The sequence below is a fragment of the Butyribacter sp. genome, assembly GCF_056818865.1.
In genome coordinates this window covers 29,617-50,276 of sequence record NZ_DBLYGC010000014.1, presented here as the reverse complement: position 1 = coordinate 50,276, position 20,660 = coordinate 29,617, and the positions used below count along the sequence as shown (strand labels likewise).

Genomic DNA, 20,660 nt, shown 5'->3' with positions numbered 1-20,660 from the left:
ACCTGGAGTTCCGGAAGAAAATACGGAGGAAAACAAGCCTGAAAAATCCAAGAAGAGAGGTTTCTTTGGAAAACTTATTGACGGTCTCACTAAAACAAGAGACAGTTTCGTTTCGGGACTGGAGAATGTTTTCAGCGGTTTTTCGGAGATAGACGATGACTTTTATGAGGAACTTGAGGAAGTTCTTATAATGGCTGATATAGGTGTTGCGACAACGGAAAAAATTATTGAAAATCTTCAGGAGAAAGTTAAGGAGAACAAGATAAAGGAAGTTGCAGTGTGCAGACAGCTCCTTGTTGATTCAATAAAAGAGCAGATGCGTGTACATGATGATGCATATGACTTTGAGAATAAAAAATCGGTTGTTATGCTTATCGGTGTAAACGGTGTCGGAAAGACAACATCTGTCGGAAAACTTGCATCGCAGTTTAAGTCTGACGGAAAGAAAGTTATTCTTGCGGCAGCAGATACATTCAGGGCGGCAGCGATAGAGCAGCTGACGGAGTGGTCTAACAGAGCAGGTGTTGAGCTTATTGCAGGACAGGAAGGCGGAGATCCGGCAGCGGTTGTATATGATGCAGTAAATGCGGCAAAGGCAAGAAATGCTGATATATTGGTATGTGATACGGCAGGAAGACTCCATAATAAAAAGAATCTTATGGAGGAATTAAAAAAGATAAACAGGATTGTGGAAAGAGAATATCCGGACGCATGCAGGGAAACATTTGTTGTGCTTGACGGCACAACAGGGCAGAATGCACTTGCACAGGCAAGACAGTTTAGTGAGGTTGCTGATATTACCGGTATAATACTTACAAAGCTTGACGGAACTGCCAAGGGAGGAATCGCAATAGCAATCCAGTCTGAAATGAATATTCCGGTCAAATATATAGGTATCGGAGAGCACATAGAGGATTTACAGAAATTTGATGCAGATGCGTTTGTAGATGCATTATTTGAGACAAAGGGATAAATAAATTAAGAAAAACAGAAGGGAGCAAATAATTATATGTTGACATTAGATAAATTTGAAGAGGCATCAGAAAAGGTGAAAGAGGTTGTACTTCCTACAAACCTTATTTATAGTGAATATTTTTCAGAACAGACAGGAAATAAAGTTTATTTTAAGCCTGAAAATATGCAGTATACAGGAGCGTATAAGGTAAGAGGTGCATACTACAAAATCAGCACTCTTTCAGAGGAAGAAAGAGAGAAGGGACTTGTAACAGCATCAGCAGGAAATCACGCACAGGGCGTTGCTTATGCAGCAAAACTTTACGGTGTTCCTGCAACCGTGGTAATGCCTACTACTACTCCACTTATTAAAGTAAATAGAACAAAAGGATATGGGGCTAAAGTCGTGCTTCATGGCTCTGTCTATGATGAAGCCTGCCAGTATGCGCTTGAACTTGCAAAAAAAGAGGGGGCAACATTTGTACATCCTTTCAATGACGAGGTTGTAGCTACAGGACAGGGTACAATTGCAATGGAGATTTTTAAAGAACTTCCTACAGTTGACATAATTCTTGTGCCAATCGGAGGTGGCGGACTTGCAGCAGGAGTTTCAACTCTTGCAAAACTTTTAAATCCGAACATAAAAGTTATAGGTGTTGAGCCGGCAGGTGCAAGCTGTATGAAAGCATCATTGGATGCAGGAAAGGTTGTTACACTTCCAAATGTTGATACTATTGCAGATGGTACAGCGGTTAAGACACCGGGTGATATTGTATTTCCATATATCCAGAAAAATATTGATGAGATAATTGCCGTAGATGACCATGAACTTATTGTAAATTTCCTTGACATGATGGAAAATCATAAGATGCTTGTTGAAAATTCAGGTCTGCTTACAGTTGCGGCGTTAAAACATCTTGACTGCAAGGGTAAAAAGATTGTCTCAATCTTAAGCGGAGGAAACATGGATGTTATAACACTTTCTTCGGTTGTACAGCACGGACTTATTGAAAGAGGAAGAGTATTTACAGTATCAGTTCAGCTTCCTGACAGACCGGGAGAACTTGTGAATGTCGCAAATGTGATTGCTAAGCTTAAAGGAAATGTAATAAGACTTGAGCATAACCAGTTTGTAAGCATAAACAGAAATTCAGCTGTTGAACTTAGAATTACTCTTGAGGCATTTGGACATGAGCATAAGAAAGAAATTATAGATGCGCTTAGAAAGCACGGATATGACCCGAAAGAGGAAAGTCCGACAGGATTATATGAGTAAAAATTTAATGCATTGCATTAAATTGAAAAAATGTTTGGCTCAAACGCTTTGAAAAGGTGTGATGACAATTTTTTAGCTGTTTGAGAATAAATTAAGAATCGGAGGTTTAGGATGAGTCAGTTTAAAAATGGGACAGATTATATTGGAAGTGAATTGCTTCATACACCGGGTGGAGTAAGAGATACCTATGGTGTAGAATGTGAAAATAAGTTAGATGTGGCAGGAAAAGTTCATGATGTTATGAAATCATATGGATTTGATGATATACAGACGCCTACATTTGAATATTTTGACATATTCAGTAAAGAGAGAGGAACTGCCTCTTCAAAAGAAATGTTTAAATTTTTCGACAGAGGAAATAATACGCTTGTATTAAGACCGGATATGACACCTCCGATTGCAAGATGTGTGGCTAAATATTATAGGGAAGAGCAGATGCAGATTCGTCTTTGCTATACTGCAAATACATTTGTAAATACAGACCCGTATAAAGGAAAACTTCAGGAAGTTACCCAAGTAGGTGCAGAGCTTTTTGGAGATGCAAGTTCAGATGCCGATGCAGAGATGATAGCTCTTACAGTTGAAAGTCTTTTGAGCAGCGGCCTTAAGAGATTCCAGCTTGAGATAGGACATGCAGATTTGTTCAGGGGAATTGTCGAGGAAGCAGGATTTACACCTGAGGAGACAGAGAAACTTCATGAGTTGATTGAAAGTAAAAACTTCTTTGGAGTTGAGGATCTTCTTGATAACCTGACTGTGTCAGAGGGTCTTAAAGAGGTGATATTAAAGCTTCCTGACCTTTTAGAGGATTTTGATAAAGCGGCTGAATTTGTAAAAGAACGCTGCAAAAACGAGAGAGTTTTGAAAGCTCTTGACAGACTTGCTAAACTTAATAATATATTAAAAATATATGGTTTTACCGACTACGTTACAATAGATCTCAGTATGCTTAGCCATTACAGTTACTATACAGGTGTTATATTCAGGGCATATACATATGGAACAGGTGAGGCTGTTGCAACGGGCGGACGTTATGACGGACTTGTCGGACAGTTTGGAAAGGATACACCTGCCATAGGTCTTGCGATTGTGCTTGACCAGCTTATGCTTGCGCTAACAAGACAGGATATTACTGATGAAAAGTTTGTATCTGGCTGTATTCTTCTCTATCCTAAGGAATTGAGACAGGAAGCAATAAACAAAACAGCAGCACTTAGAAAATCGGGTGAAAATGTACAGCTTGTACGCAAATCTTCACAGAAAGATATTGAAATGTACAAGGAGTATGCGAAGAGAATGAATAAAGAAAAGCTGTTATACTTAAAAGACAAGTCAGTTGTTGAAGAGATAACATTTAAATAGGAGGAACATATGGAATATATAACATTTGCATTGGCAAAAGGAAGACTTGCGAAACATACATTGAGTCTTTTGGAGAAAATTGGCATTACATGTGAGGAAATGAAAGACGAAAAAACAAGAAAACTCATATTTGTAAATGAGGAACTTGGATTTAAGTTTTTCCTTTCAAAAGCATCCGATGTTCCTACATATGTTGAACTTGGAGCCGCAGATATAGGGGTAGTCGGAAAAGATACAATACTCGAGGCTGGCAGAAAACTTTATGAAGTGTTAGACTTAAATTGTGGAAAGTGCCGTATGTGTGTTGCAGGACCGGCGAGTGCAAGAGAACAGTTAAACAACGGTTCACTTATCAGAGTTGCAAGTAAATATCCGGGGATTGCAAAAGATTATTTTTACAATAAAAAACACCAGACAGTTGAGATAATCAAACTTAACGGTTCGGTTGAACTTGCACCTATAGTGGGACTTTCAGAAGTTATTGTTGATATAGTTGAGACAGGTTCTACTTTAAAAGAAAACGGTCTTGAGGTATTGGAGGAGATATGTCCTTTATCAGCAAGAGTAGTTGTAAACGAAGTGAGCATGAAGATGCAGCATGAGAGAATAACGAAACTTATTCGTGATTTGAAAAAAGTTATACCTGACGATTAGAAAGCTAAATTAGGGAGGCAGCCATGAGAATAGTTAAACTTACAGAGAAAGAACGCAATAACATATTGGAAAATCTCTTAAAGAGAAGTCCAAATCAGTACAGCAAATTTGAAGATACGGTAAATGATATTATCGAAAATGTAAAGACAAACAAAGATAAGGCTTTATTTGAGTATACTGAAAAATTTGACGGAGTAAAGATTACTGAGGAGACTTTCAAAGTAACGGAGGAAGAGATTAAAGAGGCGTATACAAAAGTTGATGAGCGTCTAGTGGAGATAATCAGAAAAGCACTTGTAAACATAAGAGATTATCATCAGAAACAGGTTCGTTACAGTTGGTTTGACAGTAAGACAGACGGAACACTTCTCGGACAGAAGATTACACCTCTTGCAAGAGTTGGTGTGTATGTACCGGGAGGAAAAGCAGTATATCCTTCATCTGTACTTATGAATATTGTACCTGCAAAAGTTGCGGGAGTAGATAAGATTGTTATGACAACACCTCCCGGAAAAGACGGAAAAGTTTATCCTATAACACTTGTAGCTGCACATGAAGCAGGAGTGGATGAAATCTATAAAGTTGGCGGAGCACAGGCTATTGCGGCACTTGCTTTTGGAACAGAGAGCATCAAAAAGGTTGACAAGATAGTAGGTCCAGGAAACATATTTGTTGCACTTGCAAAGAAAGCCGTTTACGGTTATGTAAGTATTGATTCAATTGCAGGTCCGAGTGAAATACTTGTGCTTGCAGACGAGACTGCAAATCCGAGATATGTGGCAGCCGACCTTCTTTCACAGGCTGAGCATGACGAGATGGCATCTGCAATACTTGTTACAACAAGTGAAGAACTTGCAAAGAAAGTATCAGATGAAGTTGACGGTTTTGTAAAAGTTCTTTCAAGAAAAGAGATAATACAGAAATCGCTTGATTCATATGGATATATACTTGTTGCAAAAGATATGAAAGAAGCTATAGATACAGCAAATGAAATAGCTTCAGAACATCTTGAGATTGTGACAAAGAATCCGTTTGATACAATGACAAGAATAAGAAATGCAGGAGCAATTTTCCTTGGCGAGTACAGCAGTGAGCCTCTCGGAGATTATTTTGCGGGACCAAACCATGTACTTCCTACAAACGGAACAGCTAAGTTTTTCTCACCGCTTTCAGTTGATGACTTTATAAAGAAATCAAGCATTATTTCATACTCTGAGGAGGCACTTGAGCTTATTCACACTGATATAGAGGACTTTGCAAAGGCTGAGAAACTTACAGCGCATGCAAATTCAATAGCGGTAAGATTTGAATAAGTTTTTGTGAAAGGTTTGGGTTTGATTATGAGTGATAATATAAATAAAAGAACTGCCGAGGTTTCAAGAGTGACTGGAGAGACTGACATTTTGGTAAAGATAAATCTTGACGGCAGCGGTCAGGCAGATATTGACACAGGAATAGGTTTTTTTGACCATATGTTGAACAGTTTTGCAAGACACGGACTTTTTGACCTTACCGTAAAGGTTAAGGGAGATTTGGAAGTTGACTGTCATCATTCTATTGAAGATACGGGAATTGTATTAGGACAGGCAATAAAAGAAGCTGTAGGTGATAAAAAGGGCATTAAGAGATTCGGTGAGTGCATACTTCCGATGGATGAGACCCTTATGCTCTGCGCACTTGACCTTTCAGGAAGACCTTATCTTGTTGAAAACATGGAATTTAGTGTGCCAAATGTAGGAGAATTTGATACTGAGATGGTACATGAGTTTTTCTATGCTGTAAGTTATTCGGCAGGGATGAATCTTCATTTAAAAATGCTTGATGGTTCAAATAACCATCACATTATAGAGGCTGCATTTAAGTCATTTGCAAAGGCACTTGACAAGGCCGTAATGTATGATGAGAGAATAAGCGATGTATTGTCCACAAAGGGCAGTTTGGGAGAATAAACGGAGGATATATGAAAAAGAAAAAAATAATTCCATTTATAAATGCAGAAAATGAATATCCGGAAAATATTATAAAACTTGCAGATGAGTACGCATGCAAGGGGGCAGATGAGCTGTTTATTTATAACTATACCGGTGATGAAGCTTCGAGGGAAGAGTTTTTAAGTACGGCAAGAGCAATTGAAAAACAGATAGATATTCCGTTTATGATAGGAATGTATATTGAAAGATTTGAGGATGCCAAGAAAGCTCTTTATACCGGAGCATATAAGCTTGTAATCAGAAATGCACTTTTGCCTGAACAGGAAGTTATTGATGAGATTACTTCTAGATTTGATAAAGACAAGCTTATGCTTGAAGTTGATATGAAAGCTGCATTTATGGACGCCGAGGCACTTGATAAATATTATGATATGGGTGTAGGCAGTGCAATGCTTAAGCACATTGACTGTACGAAGAGTTTTACTGATGCCATAAATAATACAAAAATGGATATTATGATAAGAGACGGACTTATAAGAAATGACCTTGCAGAGCTTTTATCATTTGAAAAGACAGATGCCGTATCAACAAATTATTTTGAGGATACCGAGGACAGAGATATTTACAAAGCAAAAAGGTCATTAAAAGATAAAGGCATAAATGTAGAAGTATTTGAAAGTCTTATAGATTTTTCTGACTTTAAACTTATGGATAACGGCCTTATACCTGTAGTAGTTCAGGATTACCGTACAAATGAAGTTTTGATGGTTGCTTACATGAATGAGGAGTCATATGCAAAGACTATAGAGTGCGGAAAGATGACTTATTACAGCAGAAGCAGACAGGAACTGTGGCTCAAAGGTGATACGTCAGGCCATTATCAGTATGTAAAGAAACTTATGCTTGATTGTGACAATGATACAATTCTTGCAAAGGTTCGCCAGGTTGGTGCCGCATGTCATACCGGAAGCAGAACCTGCTTCTTTAAGGAACTTGCAAAAAAGGAATATATTGAAACAAATCCATTGACAGTATTGCTTGAAGACTATAAAATTATCATGGATAGAAAAGAAAATCCAAAAGAAGGCTCATATACGAATTATCTTTTTGATAAGGGAATAGATAAAATCTTGAAAAAATGCGGTGAAGAGGCAACAGAGATTGTCATTGCTGCCAAAAATCCTGATTCAGAAGAACTTAAATATGAGATTTCAGATTTTCTTTATCATATGATGGTTCTTATGGCTGAATGTGATATTGACTGGAGTGATATAACAAAGGAACTTGTCAACCGCAGATAGAAAGGTATGGTGAAAATATGACAGGAGTTTTACTGTTAAAAGGTCTTGCAGACCTTACATTTGGAGGAGCATTTTTATGGTATCTCGTTAAGTTTCTTGTTAGTATAGGACTTGCATTTGTCGCTATATTATGCGGAATAAAGTGGCGCAAATCAAAAAATGAGAAGACAGACAGCATGGGTATTGCCAAGAAAAAATAAAACGTGGCAATTGCATAGCGGTGGATTGTCACCGGAGTCTTAAAAAGTTTTAAAGGCAGAAAAATGGAAATCGAAAAAAAATTCAAGGTAAAACAGCTTCCTGACAATTTGGATGGATATGAGCAGAAGCATATTGAGCAGGGGTATCTCTGCGTCAATCCGATTGTCAGGATAAGAAAAAGCAATGACAGGTATATTCTTACTTATAAATCACTTGCCGCAGGCAGTGACGATAAGAATACTGATTTTAGAATAAACAATGAAATAGAAGTTTTCCTGACAAAAGAAGGGTATGAACATCTGAAAGAAAAGGTTGACGATAATCTCATCATCAAGACCAGGTATATTATACCTCTTGAAGATGGACATACAGGGGAACTTGATGTTTTTGGAGGTGTCCTTGAGGGGCTTTATTTTATTGAAGTAGAGTTTGAGAGTGAAGACGACGCCAAAAATTTTGTACCGCCAGACTGGTTTGGCGAAAATGTAAGTGATGATAAACGATACGCAAACAGTTATCTCTCAAAGTGTAACGATTTAAGCGTATTTTTATAAAAAACGAATAAAAAGATGGAGGCTCATTATGTTTAAGATTTTAAAGAAAGAGTATCTTGCCAACAACATCTGGCTTATGGATGTTGAGGCACCAAGAGTAGCAAAATCATGTCAGCCCGGACAGTTTGTTATTGTAAAGACAGATGAAGAAGGAGAGAGAATTCCCCTTACGGTTTGCGATTATGATAGAGAAAAAGGAACAGTTACAATAGTATTTCAGACAGTTGGTGCATCTACAACTGAGATGTCACGCTATGAAGTCGGAGAGAGTTTCATGGATTTTGTAGGTCCTCTCGGATGTGCATCAGAACTTATCGAAATGCCTGTAGAAGAATTAAAGAAAGAAAAACTTTTATTTGTGTGCGGTGGTGTTGGTACAGCACCTGTATATCCACAGGTAAAATGGATGAAAGAGCATGGCATTGATGTTGATGTAATCATTGGTGCACGTACAAAAGATATTATGATACTTGAAAATGAGATGCGTGAAGTTGCAGGAAATCTTTATATTGCAACAGATGACGGTTCTTATGGATTTAAGGGAAATGCATGTGACCAGATAAATGAACTTGTAAAGAACTTAAACAAGACATATACGAGAGTTGTAGCAATTGGACCTATGATTATGATGAAATTTGTAGCAATGCTTACAAAAGAACTTAATATCCCTACAATAGTAAGTATGAACCCTATTATGGTTGATGGAACAGGTATGTGTGGTGCCTGTCGTCTTAAAGTAGGCGATGAGATTAAATTTGCATGTGTAGACGGACCTGAATTTGATGGACATCTTGTAGACTTTGATCAGGCTATGCGTCGTCAGAGAATGTATAAAACAGAAGAGGGCAGAGCAATGCTTAAGCTTGAAGAAGGAGATACACATCACGGTGGATGTGGTCAGTGTAACGGCTAAAAAACATCTGTAGAAAAACATAGAGATAGAGTTGTAGAGAAAGGAAAAAATCATGGAAGTTGATGTTATGAAGAGAATTCCTGTTCGTGAGCAGGAACCAAAAGTTCGTGCAACGAATTTTAAGGAAGTTTGTTTAGGATATGACAAAGAGGAAGCAACAGCAGAAGCAACACGTTGTCTTCAGTGCAAGAATCCACAGTGTGTAAAGGGATGTCCTGTAAATATAAATATACCTGGATTTATCAGCGAACTTGTAAAAGGAAATGTTGAGGGAGCTTATCATGTAATCAGCGAATATTCAGCACTTCCGGCTGTATGTGGTCGTGTATGTCCACAGGAGAGCCAGTGTGAGTCAAAATGTATCCGCGGAATCAAAGGTGATGCTGTATCTATCGGTAAACTTGAGAGATATGTTGCTGATACAGCAAGAGAAGAGGGGATCAAACCTGCAAAGGCTGACAGCTTAAACGGAAAGAAAGTTGCAGTTATTGGTTCAGGTCCCGCAGGACTTACATGTGCAGGGGACCTTGCAAAACTTGGATATGATGTGACAATATTTGAGGCACTTCATAAGGCAGGCGGAGTATTATCTTATGGTATTCCTGAGTTCCGTCTTCCAAAGAGCAAAGTTGTAGATAAGGAAGTTGAGAACGTAAAATCACTTGGAGTAAAGATTGAGACAGACGTTGTAGTAGGAAAAGCTGTTACAATTGATGAACTCTTAAATGACGAAGGTTTTGATGCAGTATTCGTTGGTTCAGGAGCAGGTCTTCCAAGATTTATGGGTATTCCGGGAGAGGATGCAAACGGTGTATTCTCAGCAAATGAGTACCTTACAAGAAGCAATCTTATGAAAGCTTTTGATGAAAATTATGATACTCCAATCATTCCGGGAAATAAAGTTGCTGTAGTCGGTGGTGGAAACGTTGCAATGGATGCAGCCAGAACAGCACTTCGTCTCGGCGCAGATGTACATATTGTATATCGTCGTAGTGAGGCAGAGCTTCCAGCCAGAGTTGAAGAGGTACATCATGCAAAAGAAGAGGGAATCAATTTTGAACTTCTTACAAATCCTGTAGAAATTCTTGAGGACGAAGATGGAAATGTTAAGGGAATGAAGTGCATCCGCATGGAACTTGGAGAGCCTGATGAATCAGGAAGAAGAAGACCTGTAGAGATTGAGGGTTCTGAGTTTGTACTTGATGTTGACACCGTTATTATGTCACTCGGAACAAGTCCTAACCCACTTATCTCATCAACAACAAAGGGACTTGAAATCAACAAGAGAAAATGTATCGTTGCTGAGGAAGAGACAGGAAAGACATCTAAGGCAGCTGTATATGCAGGCGGAGACGCTGTTACGGGAGCAGCTACGGTTATTCTTGCAATGGGTGCAGGTAAGGCAGCAGCTAAGGGAATTCATGAATTTTTAAGTAAATAATAAGTGCATTTAATATATGCATATTGAGCAGACAGACTTTGAAATATTTTCATATGAAAATTAAAAAGTCTGTCTGTTTTTTTGATTAAGTACATTGATAAAAGAAGCAGTATTTTCATAAAAATATTAAAAAAGTTCACAAACAACGATAAACAGGGGGATTGAGACAGTTTATACCCCGAAAATATGTGAATTATGACCAAAAAAAATAAGTCAAATAATACAATATATACAAAAAATAATATTCTATAAAAATATATAATGTCGAAAAGTTAAAAGAATCGGTGTGATATTTAGATATTCTCAATATTGTTCTAAAGTTAATGCTTTGTTACCATATATTCAGAAAATCTCTTAGTTCTGAGGTATCTAATTGTTCTAAAAAATCTGTGAGATTTTAGTACAAGATAAATATCAGTGAGAAAATTCTACATAAAATAAAAATCAATTTAGCAGTAAATTACCCGTAAAATCATAAAGTTTTCAAAAAAATTCCCATCTTTTTATTGAGAGTAAACAAAGAGAGTAAAAAAAATGAGAAAGGAGACATACATAAATTTATACAGTTTAAGATGAGAACAACAGGTAGGATTTGACACGGAACAGGAGATTTTCAATAGGAAGAAATGGAGGAAAAAGATGAAATATTTTGAGTTTATTGATGAAATGGCAAAAAGAGTAAAAATGTGCTTTGATAAGGAGGTATCAGTAGAAGTTCACAAGGTCGTAAAAAATAATTCGATGGAATATGACTCGCTTATAATTAATGAGCCGGGGAGAAATGTTACTCCTAATTTTTATTTGCAGGGCATGTACAGCAGATATGTTGACGGTATCGGATTAGACAGTCTTGTGTCAGAGATAGTACAAAAATATGAAAGTGCATATGACAGTGAAAAATATGAAAATTTGTCATTAGATTATGCTGACTGTCAGGAGAAAATAGTAATGAGGCTTATATCGTTTGAAAAGAATAAAAAGATGCTTGAGGAGACGCCGTATATCCCTTTTCTTGATATGGCAGTAGTATTTTATTTTCTGGCAGATAATGATCAGAATGGTATTGCATCCATAAGAATAACAAATGAAATTATGAATGATTGGAAAACGGATGTTAAGGAACTATATACTCTTGCTTCGGATAATTCAAAAAGAATTTTTGAAGAAAAAGTTATGCCGATGAGCAAAATGTTTGAAGAGTTTAATATTGATATCAGTAAAATACGTTCTGAAAAGGCCAATCAAATTTATGAAGAACGCAGTGAACCGTATGTTGTTACAAACAATATAGGTATAAATGGGGCAAGCGTAATATTATATCCTGATATGCTGAGGGAGATAGCGGCAAAATTAGGCGGAGACTTTTATGTTCTTCCGAGCAGCATTCATGAGGTTCTTGTAGTATCGGCAAGTGAAGATGTCGATGAAAAGAGCCTAAAAAAGATGGTGGAAGATATTAACAGGAATTATCTTCTGCCAGATGAATATTTGTCAGACAATGTGTACAAATACAATTTAATATACAATTCATTGGAGATGATAGCATAATAACCAGAGAAAACAAAAAGGAGAAAAATATGGAGAGAATAAAAAAGATAATAAAGAATCTGTTTTTTGCCGTTATGTTGCTGGCGATAACAATATCAGACGGTTCATTTGCAAACATAAAAAAGGTAAAGGCTGCCGAAACGCAGACTCATCAATATCTTGTAGTTATAAACAAGCCACATGTACTGCAAGGGGGACTGGAGGGACTGATTGACGGTCTGGCATCAAGCAACAGTGGGATAAAAAAGATTGATGACAGTTCGTATCTGCAGGTGGATATGTTGAGTACAACAGATTTTGCGGCACAATATAAGTCAATTGTCGGTGCTATAGACAGTTCAACTGTATACAGAAATGGTTATCATATAAAATCAAGTGTGGCATGTGGACCGGGTATTACAAGCAGAGCAGAAGAAGTGCCGCTTGATACTGCAAAAAGCATGATATTTGGTGATAGCAGCAGTCATAGAGCACTTTTTATCAGGTGGGAATGTGACCATATAACTGATTCATCAAAGTGGGCATTGACATCGGCTGCCACATGTCAGCATGGAAATGAGTATGCTTGTTTGACATGTGGTGCGACAAAATCGGAGACTTATAAGATAGCACATGACTATTCGATTAGATATAATGCGGCTACATGTGCTGAGTTGGTTGTTTATAAGTGTACAATGTGCAACAGTACAATAACTACAGGAGAATACGGTGCACATAACTGGGCTGAAAAAAAGGCTGCGACATGTACCAGCCGCAGGATTTTATATTGTAAAACATGTGGGAACACAAAAGAGGATGGAGATGTGACAGCACATAAATATGTTTCGGATAAAGTTGTTGCACCTACAGCGGTTTCAAAGGGATATACGAGACATTCATGTGTATGCGGTGCGTATTATGATGATAAATTTACATATAAGATTGAGTATGATGCTAATGGTGGTGTTGGGAATATAGGAAGCCAGATCGTAAATTATGATTCAAATGAAGTTTTAAAACAGAATACCTTTGCAAAAGAAGGTTGTTATTTTACAGGCTGGAATACAAAAGAAGACGGAACGGGAACAAGTTATAAAGACGGACAGGCAGTAAAAAATATCTCAACATCGACAGTGAGATTATATGCACAATGGAAAAAGTGTAAGTACATTGTTACATGTGTTGACTGTTATGAAGACGGAAGTGTAATTGACAGTATCAATAATAACAAAACAATGGAGGTTGAAAGCGGTGAGATGGTTTCAGGTGAAAATTTTGGAAAAGATGATGCATTAGGTGCATATTATCCGGGATTACGTTATTTATACAGTGATGCTGCTATAACCGTTTCGGGGGCTGTTAGTGTAAAGAGATATTTTAAAAATTTTAAAAAATACGGATTGACGGAAGCCGTAATCGCAGGAGATACGTTGGAAAAAGTGTCGGGAAAATCAGAGGATATAATAATTCCTGATGAAATCAAAGTAATAGGGGAAGGAGCTTTTGAGGGAAATACTGATGTTAAAACAGTAGAAATAAAAAACGGAACCTTGACAAAAATAGGAGATAAAGCATTTGAAAACTGTACAGGTTTGAAAAAGATAATTCTGCCATATTCGGTAAAAAGTATTGGAAAGGACGCTTTTAAAGGTTGCACTTCTTTGGAGATGATAGAAATTAAAAATCCGGAATGCAAAATTGATGAGTCATATGACACAATTCCGGAAAAGACGAAAATAAGAGGGTTTTCAGGGTCTTCGGCTCAGACATATTCAAAGAAAAATCATAAAGCTTTTGAGAATATAACAATTATTTATGATGATTTCTTTTGTGATGAGATATATCTGAACAAGTTCTCAATACCAGATGATGTTGAGACAATAGGTGACAATGCATTCAAAGAATGTGGCAATCTGAAGGAAATAAATCTCGGAAAGATAAAATCAATAGGAAAAAGTGCATTTGAGAACTGTGTATCGTTAGAGTATGGTAGGGATTTTTCAAAAAAACAGACAGGAGTCTTAATAATACCTGCTTCAGTGAAAAAAATCGGAGAGAGAGCCTTTTTTAATGATAAAAAGATAGCTCAAATGAAATTTGAGGGAAAGGATACAAATATTGAAGATAAGACGGCAATAGATGAAAATACTTTTATAGGATGCTATGCGGGAAGTCCGGTATATGATTTTGCAAAAGAAAACGGATATAAAATTGTTTTACTTGTCGGATTTGATGATGAAACAAAATTAGAGATAACAGGAGATTATAAGAACAATACTGAGATAAAAGCAGTCATAATCGGAGATGAGATAAATAAGATAGACGAGTTTGCATTTGCAGGCTGCACAGGATTAGAGTATGTAGGAATTACGTCAGAAAATAGCATAATAAAAGAAATAAAAATAGGCAATTCGGCATTTTTAAACTGCAGTATGCTTGAAAAGTTTGAATGCGATGAAAATATTGAAATTTCTGTGATTGAAGATAATTCGTTTTCAGGTTGTGACAATCTAAAAGAACTTGTCATCGGTAATCCTAATTGTGTTATATCAGATAAGGAAAAGACAATCAGTGATAACACTGAGATAAAAGGATGGAGCAATTCAACGGTAAGAACATATTGTGAGAAAAATAATAAGAAGTTTGGTCAGATAGGTATTTCATATATTATAGGTTTTAATAAACAAGGTGGAGCTGGAGGTGAAGAATTAATATATGCGTATCCGGGAATGAATATGCCGGCTGTAATTTCACCTGAAAAGGCAGGGTATGTCTTTAAGGGATATTATAACGGAGACAGGCAGTATTATAATGCATCGGGAGAGTTTGTTTTAGGGGAAGAATTAAAAACAGAAGAGGATATGATTGGTGACAAAGCTCTTGAAGCAGTATGGAGTGCAGAAAAATACAATGTTTTATTTGATGCAAACGGGGCCAAAGGAAATATGAGTATGTTAAAAGATGTTGAGTATGACAGCGAATTTTTGGCACCGGACAGTGAGTTTATGATGGAGGGATATCATTTTACCGGATGGAGTGTCTCAGAAAATGGACAGGCTGGCATTTACAAAGCCGGAGATAAAATAAAAAATCTCACTCAGAATGGAGGACAGACTGTAAAACTTTATGCACAGTGGGATGAAAATTCTTATAGTATAGAATATAATTTGAACGGCGGTGTAGGAAAAATACCTGAAAGTGTATCTGTATTATATAATGACAATTACATTATACCTGAAAATCAGGGAACAAAGGAATATTATGTATTTGCGGGATGGAATACAAGATATGACGGAAGAGGAGAAAGTTTTAGTGCAGGGCAGCATGTAAAACAGCTTTCTGAAATACAGGATGAAAAGATAATACTTTATGCACAGTGGAAACCTGTTATGTATAATATTTATTTAAATCCTGACGGCGGAGAATTATCATACAGTGAAAATTCATTGCAGTATAATTGCGAAACGGAAGATTTTGAAATAAAAGAACCAAAGAAACATGGGTACGAATTTATCGGATGGAGTGAAGCTGGTAGTGATAAATTAAGTAAAAAGGTCATAATAAAGAAAGGCTCACACGGTGATATAAAATTAAATGCCAACTATAAACCGGCAGAATACAGTGTCAAATTTGAGACAAACGGAGGTGCTTTTAAAGACAATTCTAAAGTGGTAAAAACATATAAATTTGGAGATAATATCAATCTGCCTACAGATGTAGAAAGACAGAATTATATTTTTAAGGGCTGGAGTATATATCAAAATTCAAATAATGCAGATGTTACAAGAATTATTTCAAATGATACGGGAGATAAGATTTTTTATGCTGTATGGGTTCCAGCAAGTTATAATATTACTTATGTAACAGATGGCGGAAGTATAGAAGATGCACAAAAAGCAACAGCGTATTTATACGGAACAGGTACAAGACTTCCGGAGAATGTAACAAAAAAGGGATATAGTTTTGCGGGCTGGTATCTGAATGAGAAGTGCACAGGGCAAATGGTAACGACAATTACTGCAAGTGATACCGGGGATAAGAAGTTTTATGCAAAATGGCTGCCTGATGAAAAAAATGATTTTAACACACCTGTACCGACTGAAAGCAGCCAACCGGAGCAGAGTATGACACCATTGGAGAGTAATAAGCCACAGGAAAGCTTAGCACCGGATATGGATAATGAACAGGGAGGGACAATATCGCCAAGTCCTACAGTAAGCAATGAACCGGTGACTAGTCAGGAACCAGGACAATCAACAAATGAACCGTTTGACATAACAACATCCAGACCACATCAATCGCAGGGGACAGGTAAAGGAGAGAATAAAAATAATAGCACAAATAAATCCAAGAGTATTTTTAAGTACAGTAACTACAATAAGAAAAGAAAAACAGTTACACTAAAGAGAGTACGCAATAAAAAGATTAAAAAAGCTGTAGTTCCTGCTACTGTAAAATACAAGGGCACAAAATATAAAATTACGGTTATTTCTTCAGGCGCATTTAAAAACTGTAAAAAAATCAAAAATGTTACTATAGGAAAAAATGTAAAATTAATAGGCAAAAATTGTTTCCAAAATTGCCATAAATTGAAAAAGATAACCGTAAAATCAAAGATTTTGCGAAAGACAGGTAAAAACTCATTAAAGAAAACAAACAGAAAACTTAAAATAGTATGTAATAAGAAAAAAATAAAGAAATACAGAAAAATATTTAAAAATAAGGGAAATAAAACATACAGAGTAATAAAAAAATAATAAATTGGGATAATAAAAAAACGCACTCGAAGAGATTCGAACCCTCGACACACAGCTCCGGAGGCTGTTGCTCTATCCACTGAGCTACGAGTGCGTATAAATACAATTCATTATTCTAGCATACCGCATTGTTATTGTAAAGTGATTAGCGATGATTTGGTCAGCATTTGGTCATATATAATTGTTTGAGGGGTATGGTTAATGCATGGGGTGTGGATGACAATTATTCAGCTAACTTTACAATAACTTTGTGTTGTGCTAAAATTATACTTTATGAAATGTAGGCATAAAGCTGTAAATTAGAAAAGAGAATTTTATGATTAAGTATAGAAAAATGATTGTTTTTTTTATCATAGGTGTACTGTTGATTGGAAGCGGTGCCATATATACGATATTGTCTGCTATGGGAACGGATGTACAAGAAGAGGTGTCAGACAAAACTAAAACATCTGTAAAAAAAACACAGCAGGATGTGTCAGAGACTTATGTAAATGAACAGATAGAAAGCCTTATAAGTGGGTATTTAAATGCTAAACTTGCGGATGATATTTCTGCAATAAATACATATGTAAATGATTCTGAATTTATTGACGAAAAAAAAATTCTGAAACAAAATCAGTATGTGGAATCATACAGCAATATAAAGTGTATAATAAAAGAATGTAAAAAAAAGGATACATACAGAGTTTATGCATATTACGATATGAAACTGTTCGATATAGAACAGCAGCTGCCGTCATTAGCGTCATATTATGTTATCAGGCAGGATGGAGATTATAAGATTTTTTTGGGAAAGATTGGCAGCAGTTTACAGAAACAGATTCAAAATATGGATAAAAGTGAAGAAATAGTTTTATTGAAGGATTCTGTTCAAAAGCGGATGAAAGATATTATAGCCAAGGATGAGCAGGTCAGATTGTTTTTAGAGGGATTAAAAAGTGCAGGATACTGAAAGGCATGGTGATATATATGGATGAAAAAACAAGTACAAACGGAGTGCGGATAAATAAATATCTTAGTGAAGCAGGTGTTTGTTCAAGACGTGAAGCAGACAGAATGGTTGAACAGGGAAGAGTATGTATTGACGGTGTCGTTGCAGTATCAGGCGCAAAAGTTTTTGAAGGACAGGATGTAACGCTTGATGGAAAGAATGTCAGAAAAGAGGAAGAGGAGATATATCTGGCATTTTATAAACCGAAAGGAATAGTTTGTACTACGGCAACAGAAGAAAACGGTGAGAAAATTAAAAATGTTGTCGAGTATATAAATTATGATAAGAGAATATATCCGGTTGGCAGATTGGATCAGGCATCAGAGGGACTTTTGCTCATGACAAATCAGGGTGAAATAATGGAAAAAATATTAAGAAGCCGATATGGACATGAAAAAGAATATTTTGTTAAAGTAGATCACAATATAACAGATGAATTTTTGAAAAAAATGGGAGAGGGAGTACCTATACTTGATACAGTGACAAAGCCATGCAAAGTATGGAGAGAAGACGATAAAAGCTTTCATATAATACTCACTCAGGGATTAAACAGACAGATAAGACGAATGTGTGAATATTTTGGGTACAGAGTTGTGCATCTCAGACGAGACAGGATAATGAACATAACTCTTGCCGGATTAAAAAAAGGTCGGTATCGTAAGCTGACATTAAAAGAAATATCGGAATTGAAAAGAATGTTGTAAAAGTTTACTGGTAAGATATTTGGCAGTTTAATTATTCGTTGCACCGGAGTAAGAATAACAATATTTTTGATTAATATTATGGAGGAAATGATGTATGGCAGATATCGGCAGGATGAAAGAACTTATTGATATATTAAACAGGGCATCAGCTGTTTATTATCAGGGTAAAGACGAGATAATGAGCAATTTTGAGTATGATAAATTGTATGATGAGCTTGTATCTCTTGAAAAAGAGAGTGGACTGGTACTTGCAGGAAGTCCGACGCAGAAAGTTGGATATGAGATTTTGAGTGAACTCCCAAAACAGACTCATCCGTCTCCGATGCTTTCTTTAGATAAGACCAAACAGGTCAACGAGCTTGAAAGCTGGCTTGGAGACAAAGAGGGGCTTTTATCGTGGAAGATGGACGGATTGACAGTAGTGCTCACCTATGAAAACGGACAGCTTTTAAATGCTGTGACAAGAGGGAACGGCGTAGTTGGAGAGGTTATCACCAACAATGCTAAAGTATTTAAAAAATTACCAATCAGTATACCGTTTAAAGGACATATGGTATTAAGGGGTGAAGCTGTAATCACATATTCCGAATTTGAAAAAATAAATGCGTCACTTTCTGAGGAAGAACAATATAAAAATCCACGTAACCTATGCAGCGGTTCTGTCAGACAGTTGAACAATGAGATAACAGCAAAGAGAAATGTTGAGTTATACGCATTTACGCTTGTTGAGGCAGAGGGTGTAGATTTTGAAAATTCTCAGAAAAATAAGATGGAGTTTATGCGAAAGCAAGGCTTTCAGGTAGTTGAATATAAGCTTGTTACAAGAGAAAACATAGCTAAAACAGTTGAGTGGTTTTCAGATAAAGTCAAGACAAATGATTTCCCGTCAGATGGACTTGTTTTATTATATGATGATATAGAATATGGAGATTCACTGGGTTCAACGGCAAAATTTCCAAGAAATGCCATTGCATTTAAATGGGCAGATGAAGTGGCAAAAACAAGACTTTTGGAAATGGAATGGAGTGCATCAAGAACAGGGCTTATAAATCCGGTTGCAATCTTTGAGCCGGTTGAACTTGAAGGCACAACAGTAAGCAGAGCGAGTGTGCACAATATTAGTATCGTCAGGGAATTAAAGCTTGGAATCGGGGATGAAATTGAGGTTTATAAGGCGAACATGATAATACCTCAGATAGCCAAAAATCTTACGGAAAGTGGTAGTCTTGAAATACCGGATAAATGTCCTGTATGTGGAGAAAAGACAGTTATTCACAAAGAAAATGATGTAGAAGTTTTATTCTGCGAAAATCCCGATTGTCTGGCAAAGAAAATAAAATCAATTTCTTTGTTTGTGAGCAGAGATGCGATGAATATAGACGGAATGTCAGAGGCAACGATTGAAAAATTTATAGCAAGAGGTTTCCTTCATGAACTTGCTGATTTATTTAAACTTGAGCGATATAAAGATGAAATTATATCAATGGAAGGCTTTGGAGAAAAGTCCTATGAAAAGCTTATAAAGGCAGCAGATGCAGCGAAGGTGACAACTACGGCAAAGTTTATATACAGTCTTGGTATTTCAGGTATAGGTCTTTCAAATGCTAAGATGATATGCAAAGCATTTGATAATGATTTTGATAAGATAAGAAAAGTTTCAAGGGAAGAACTTATTGAGATTGATGGAGTCGGAGAAGTATTAGCTGACTCATTTGTGCGCTTTTTTGAAAAAGAGAATAACAATCATGTAGTCGATGATTTGCTTAAAATCATTAAAATAGAAGATAGTGAGTCATCTGTTCAAAATGATATGGAAGGAATGAATTTCGTTATAACAGGCTCAGTTAACCATTTTTCAAATAGAGGTGCGGTAAAAGAGCTTGTGGAGAGCAGAGGTGGAAAAGTTACGGGCAGTGTGACATCAAAAACAAAATACCTTATAAATAATGACAGCACAAGTAATTCATCAAAAAATAAAAAAGCAAAAGAGCTAGGAGTGCAGATAATAACAGAAGATGAATTTATTGATATGTTTTCTGTTAAATTGTAGTATAATAGTTACCGTTCACACTGGTACAACAAATAATTGATATA

At 36.4% G+C, this 20,660-nt stretch carries 16 protein-coding genes and 1 tRNA gene; 16 read left to right on the top strand and 1 reads right to left on the bottom strand.

Translation table 11 applies throughout. The features are described from left to right. The first annotated feature begins 76 nt into the window (after positions 1–76). The 13 genes from ftsY to ACZLXV_RS08030 all read left to right on the top strand — a co-directional run bounded on the left by ftsY (position 77) and on the right by ACZLXV_RS08030 (position 16,871). Positions 77–973: a signal recognition particle-docking protein FtsY gene (gene ftsY, locus ACZLXV_RS08090; RefSeq protein WP_482383086.1), complete on the top strand. Its 897-nt coding sequence runs from the start codon at positions 77–79 to the stop codon at positions 971–973. A 36-nt stretch (positions 974–1,009) separates the two neighbouring features. Further along, the gene (gene ilvA, locus ACZLXV_RS08085) at positions 1,010–2,230 is read left to right on the top strand and encodes a threonine ammonia-lyase (RefSeq protein ID WP_022225406.1); all 1,221 of its coding nucleotides are present in this window, start codon (positions 1,010–1,012) and stop codon (positions 2,228–2,230) included. Between the two features lie 111 nt (positions 2,231–2,341). Beyond that, entirely contained in the window at positions 2,342–3,592 is a 1,251-nt protein-coding gene (gene hisZ / locus ACZLXV_RS08080; protein ID WP_367334940.1) for an ATP phosphoribosyltransferase regulatory subunit, read from the top strand. A 9-nt stretch (positions 3,593–3,601) separates the two neighbouring features. Beyond that, a complete protein-coding gene (gene hisG / locus ACZLXV_RS08075; RefSeq protein WP_022225408.1) occupies positions 3,602–4,246 on the top strand; it encodes an ATP phosphoribosyltransferase in 645 nt (214 codons plus the stop codon). 23 nt (positions 4,247–4,269) lie between these two features. Beyond that, on the top strand, positions 4,270–5,559 hold the full coding sequence (hisD, locus tag ACZLXV_RS08070) for a histidinol dehydrogenase (protein WP_482383066.1): 1,290 nt from the start codon (positions 4,270–4,272) through the stop codon (positions 5,557–5,559). Positions 5,560–5,586: 27 nt separating this feature from the next. Then, positions 5,587–6,195, top strand: coding sequence for an imidazoleglycerol-phosphate dehydratase HisB (hisB, locus tag ACZLXV_RS08065; protein WP_022225410.1), 609 nt, complete (start codon positions 5,587–5,589; stop codon positions 6,193–6,195). Between the two features lie 11 nt (positions 6,196–6,206). Beyond that, positions 6,207–7,478 carry a bifunctional phosphoribosyl-AMP cyclohydrolase/phosphoribosyl-ATP diphosphatase HisIE gene (gene hisIE / locus ACZLXV_RS08060; RefSeq protein ID WP_482383065.1) on the top strand — a complete coding sequence of 424 codons (1,272 nt, stop codon included), beginning with the start codon at positions 6,207–6,209 and terminating at the stop codon, positions 7,476–7,478. Positions 7,479–7,495: 17 nt separating this feature from the next. Beyond that, a complete protein-coding gene (locus ACZLXV_RS08055) occupies positions 7,496–7,678 on the top strand; it encodes a hypothetical protein (protein ID WP_367334942.1) in 183 nt (60 codons plus the stop codon). A 63-nt stretch (positions 7,679–7,741) separates the two neighbouring features. Next, the gene (locus ACZLXV_RS08050) at positions 7,742–8,233 is read left to right on the top strand and encodes a CYTH domain-containing protein (RefSeq protein WP_482383064.1); all 492 of its coding nucleotides are present in this window, start codon (positions 7,742–7,744) and stop codon (positions 8,231–8,233) included. A gap of 28 nt (positions 8,234–8,261) precedes the next feature. Next, positions 8,262–9,146, top strand: coding sequence for a sulfide/dihydroorotate dehydrogenase-like FAD/NAD-binding protein (locus ACZLXV_RS08045; RefSeq protein WP_022225414.1), 885 nt, complete (start codon positions 8,262–8,264; stop codon positions 9,144–9,146). Positions 9,147–9,198: 52 nt separating this feature from the next. Further along, positions 9,199–10,587 (top strand): NADPH-dependent glutamate synthase, encoded by a 1,389-nt coding sequence (gene gltA, locus ACZLXV_RS08040; RefSeq protein ID WP_482383063.1) that lies wholly within the window; start codon positions 9,199–9,201, stop codon positions 10,585–10,587. A gap of 639 nt (positions 10,588–11,226) precedes the next feature. Then, complete coding sequence (locus tag ACZLXV_RS08035) at positions 11,227–12,135, top strand: DUF5688 family protein (protein ID WP_482383062.1); 909 nt, start codon at positions 11,227–11,229, stop codon at positions 12,133–12,135. Positions 12,136–12,164: 29 nt separating this feature from the next. Continuing rightward, a complete protein-coding gene (locus tag ACZLXV_RS08030; protein WP_022225417.1) occupies positions 12,165–16,871 on the top strand; it encodes a leucine-rich repeat protein in 4,707 nt (1,568 codons plus the stop codon). A 21-nt stretch (positions 16,872–16,892) separates the two neighbouring features. On the opposite strand, the gene ACZLXV_RS08025 is transcribed toward ACZLXV_RS08030, so the two are convergent. Then, a tRNA-Arg gene (locus tag ACZLXV_RS08025) sits at positions 16,893–16,965 on the bottom strand. Between the two features lie 222 nt (positions 16,966–17,187). On the opposite strand from ACZLXV_RS08025, the gene ACZLXV_RS08020 reads away from it, so the two are divergent. The 3 genes from ACZLXV_RS08020 to ligA all read left to right on the top strand — a co-directional run bounded on the left by ACZLXV_RS08020 (position 17,188) and on the right by ligA (position 20,616). Next, the gene (locus ACZLXV_RS08020) at positions 17,188–17,823 is read left to right on the top strand and encodes a hypothetical protein (RefSeq protein WP_022225418.1); all 636 of its coding nucleotides are present in this window, start codon (positions 17,188–17,190) and stop codon (positions 17,821–17,823) included. A gap of 17 nt (positions 17,824–17,840) precedes the next feature. Continuing rightward, entirely contained in the window at positions 17,841–18,566 is a 726-nt protein-coding gene (locus tag ACZLXV_RS08015; protein ID WP_482383061.1) for a pseudouridine synthase, read from the top strand. A 94-nt stretch (positions 18,567–18,660) separates the two neighbouring features. Continuing rightward, entirely contained in the window at positions 18,661–20,616 is a 1,956-nt protein-coding gene (gene ligA / locus ACZLXV_RS08010) for an NAD-dependent DNA ligase LigA (RefSeq protein WP_482383060.1), read from the top strand. Positions 20,617–20,660 lie beyond the last annotated feature (44 nt).

Excerpts from the sequence above, each read along its gene's own strand:
- ligA (WP_482383060.1), top strand. The coding sequence starts at position 18,661 with ATGGCAGATATCGGCAGGATGAAAGAACTTATTGATATATTAAACAGG.
- ACZLXV_RS08020 (WP_022225418.1), top strand. The coding sequence starts at position 17,188 with ATGATTAAGTATAGAAAAATGATTGTTTTTTTTATCATAGGTGTACTG.
- hisZ (WP_367334940.1), top strand. The coding sequence starts at position 2,342 with ATGAGTCAGTTTAAAAATGGGACAGATTATATTGGAAGTGAATTGCTT.
- ACZLXV_RS08030 (WP_022225417.1), top strand. The coding sequence starts at position 12,165 with ATGGAGAGAATAAAAAAGATAATAAAGAATCTGTTTTTTGCCGTTATG.
- ACZLXV_RS08050 (WP_482383064.1), top strand. The coding sequence starts at position 7,742 with ATGGAAATCGAAAAAAAATTCAAGGTAAAACAGCTTCCTGACAATTTG.
- gltA (WP_482383063.1), top strand. The coding sequence starts at position 9,199 with ATGGAAGTTGATGTTATGAAGAGAATTCCTGTTCGTGAGCAGGAACCA.
- ACZLXV_RS08015 (WP_482383061.1), top strand. The coding sequence starts at position 17,841 with ATGGATGAAAAAACAAGTACAAACGGAGTGCGGATAAATAAATATCTT.
- ACZLXV_RS08035 (WP_482383062.1), top strand. The coding sequence starts at position 11,227 with ATGAAATATTTTGAGTTTATTGATGAAATGGCAAAAAGAGTAAAAATG.
- ilvA (WP_022225406.1), top strand. The coding sequence starts at position 1,010 with ATGTTGACATTAGATAAATTTGAAGAGGCATCAGAAAAGGTGAAAGAG.
- hisIE (WP_482383065.1), top strand. The coding sequence starts at position 6,207 with ATGAAAAAGAAAAAAATAATTCCATTTATAAATGCAGAAAATGAATAT.
- hisG (WP_022225408.1), top strand. The coding sequence starts at position 3,602 with ATGGAATATATAACATTTGCATTGGCAAAAGGAAGACTTGCGAAACAT.
- hisB (WP_022225410.1), top strand. The coding sequence starts at position 5,587 with ATGAGTGATAATATAAATAAAAGAACTGCCGAGGTTTCAAGAGTGACT.
- ACZLXV_RS08055 (WP_367334942.1), top strand. The coding sequence starts at position 7,496 with ATGACAGGAGTTTTACTGTTAAAAGGTCTTGCAGACCTTACATTTGGA.
- hisD (WP_482383066.1), top strand. The coding sequence starts at position 4,270 with ATGAGAATAGTTAAACTTACAGAGAAAGAACGCAATAACATATTGGAA.
- ACZLXV_RS08045 (WP_022225414.1), top strand. The coding sequence starts at position 8,262 with ATGTTTAAGATTTTAAAGAAAGAGTATCTTGCCAACAACATCTGGCTT.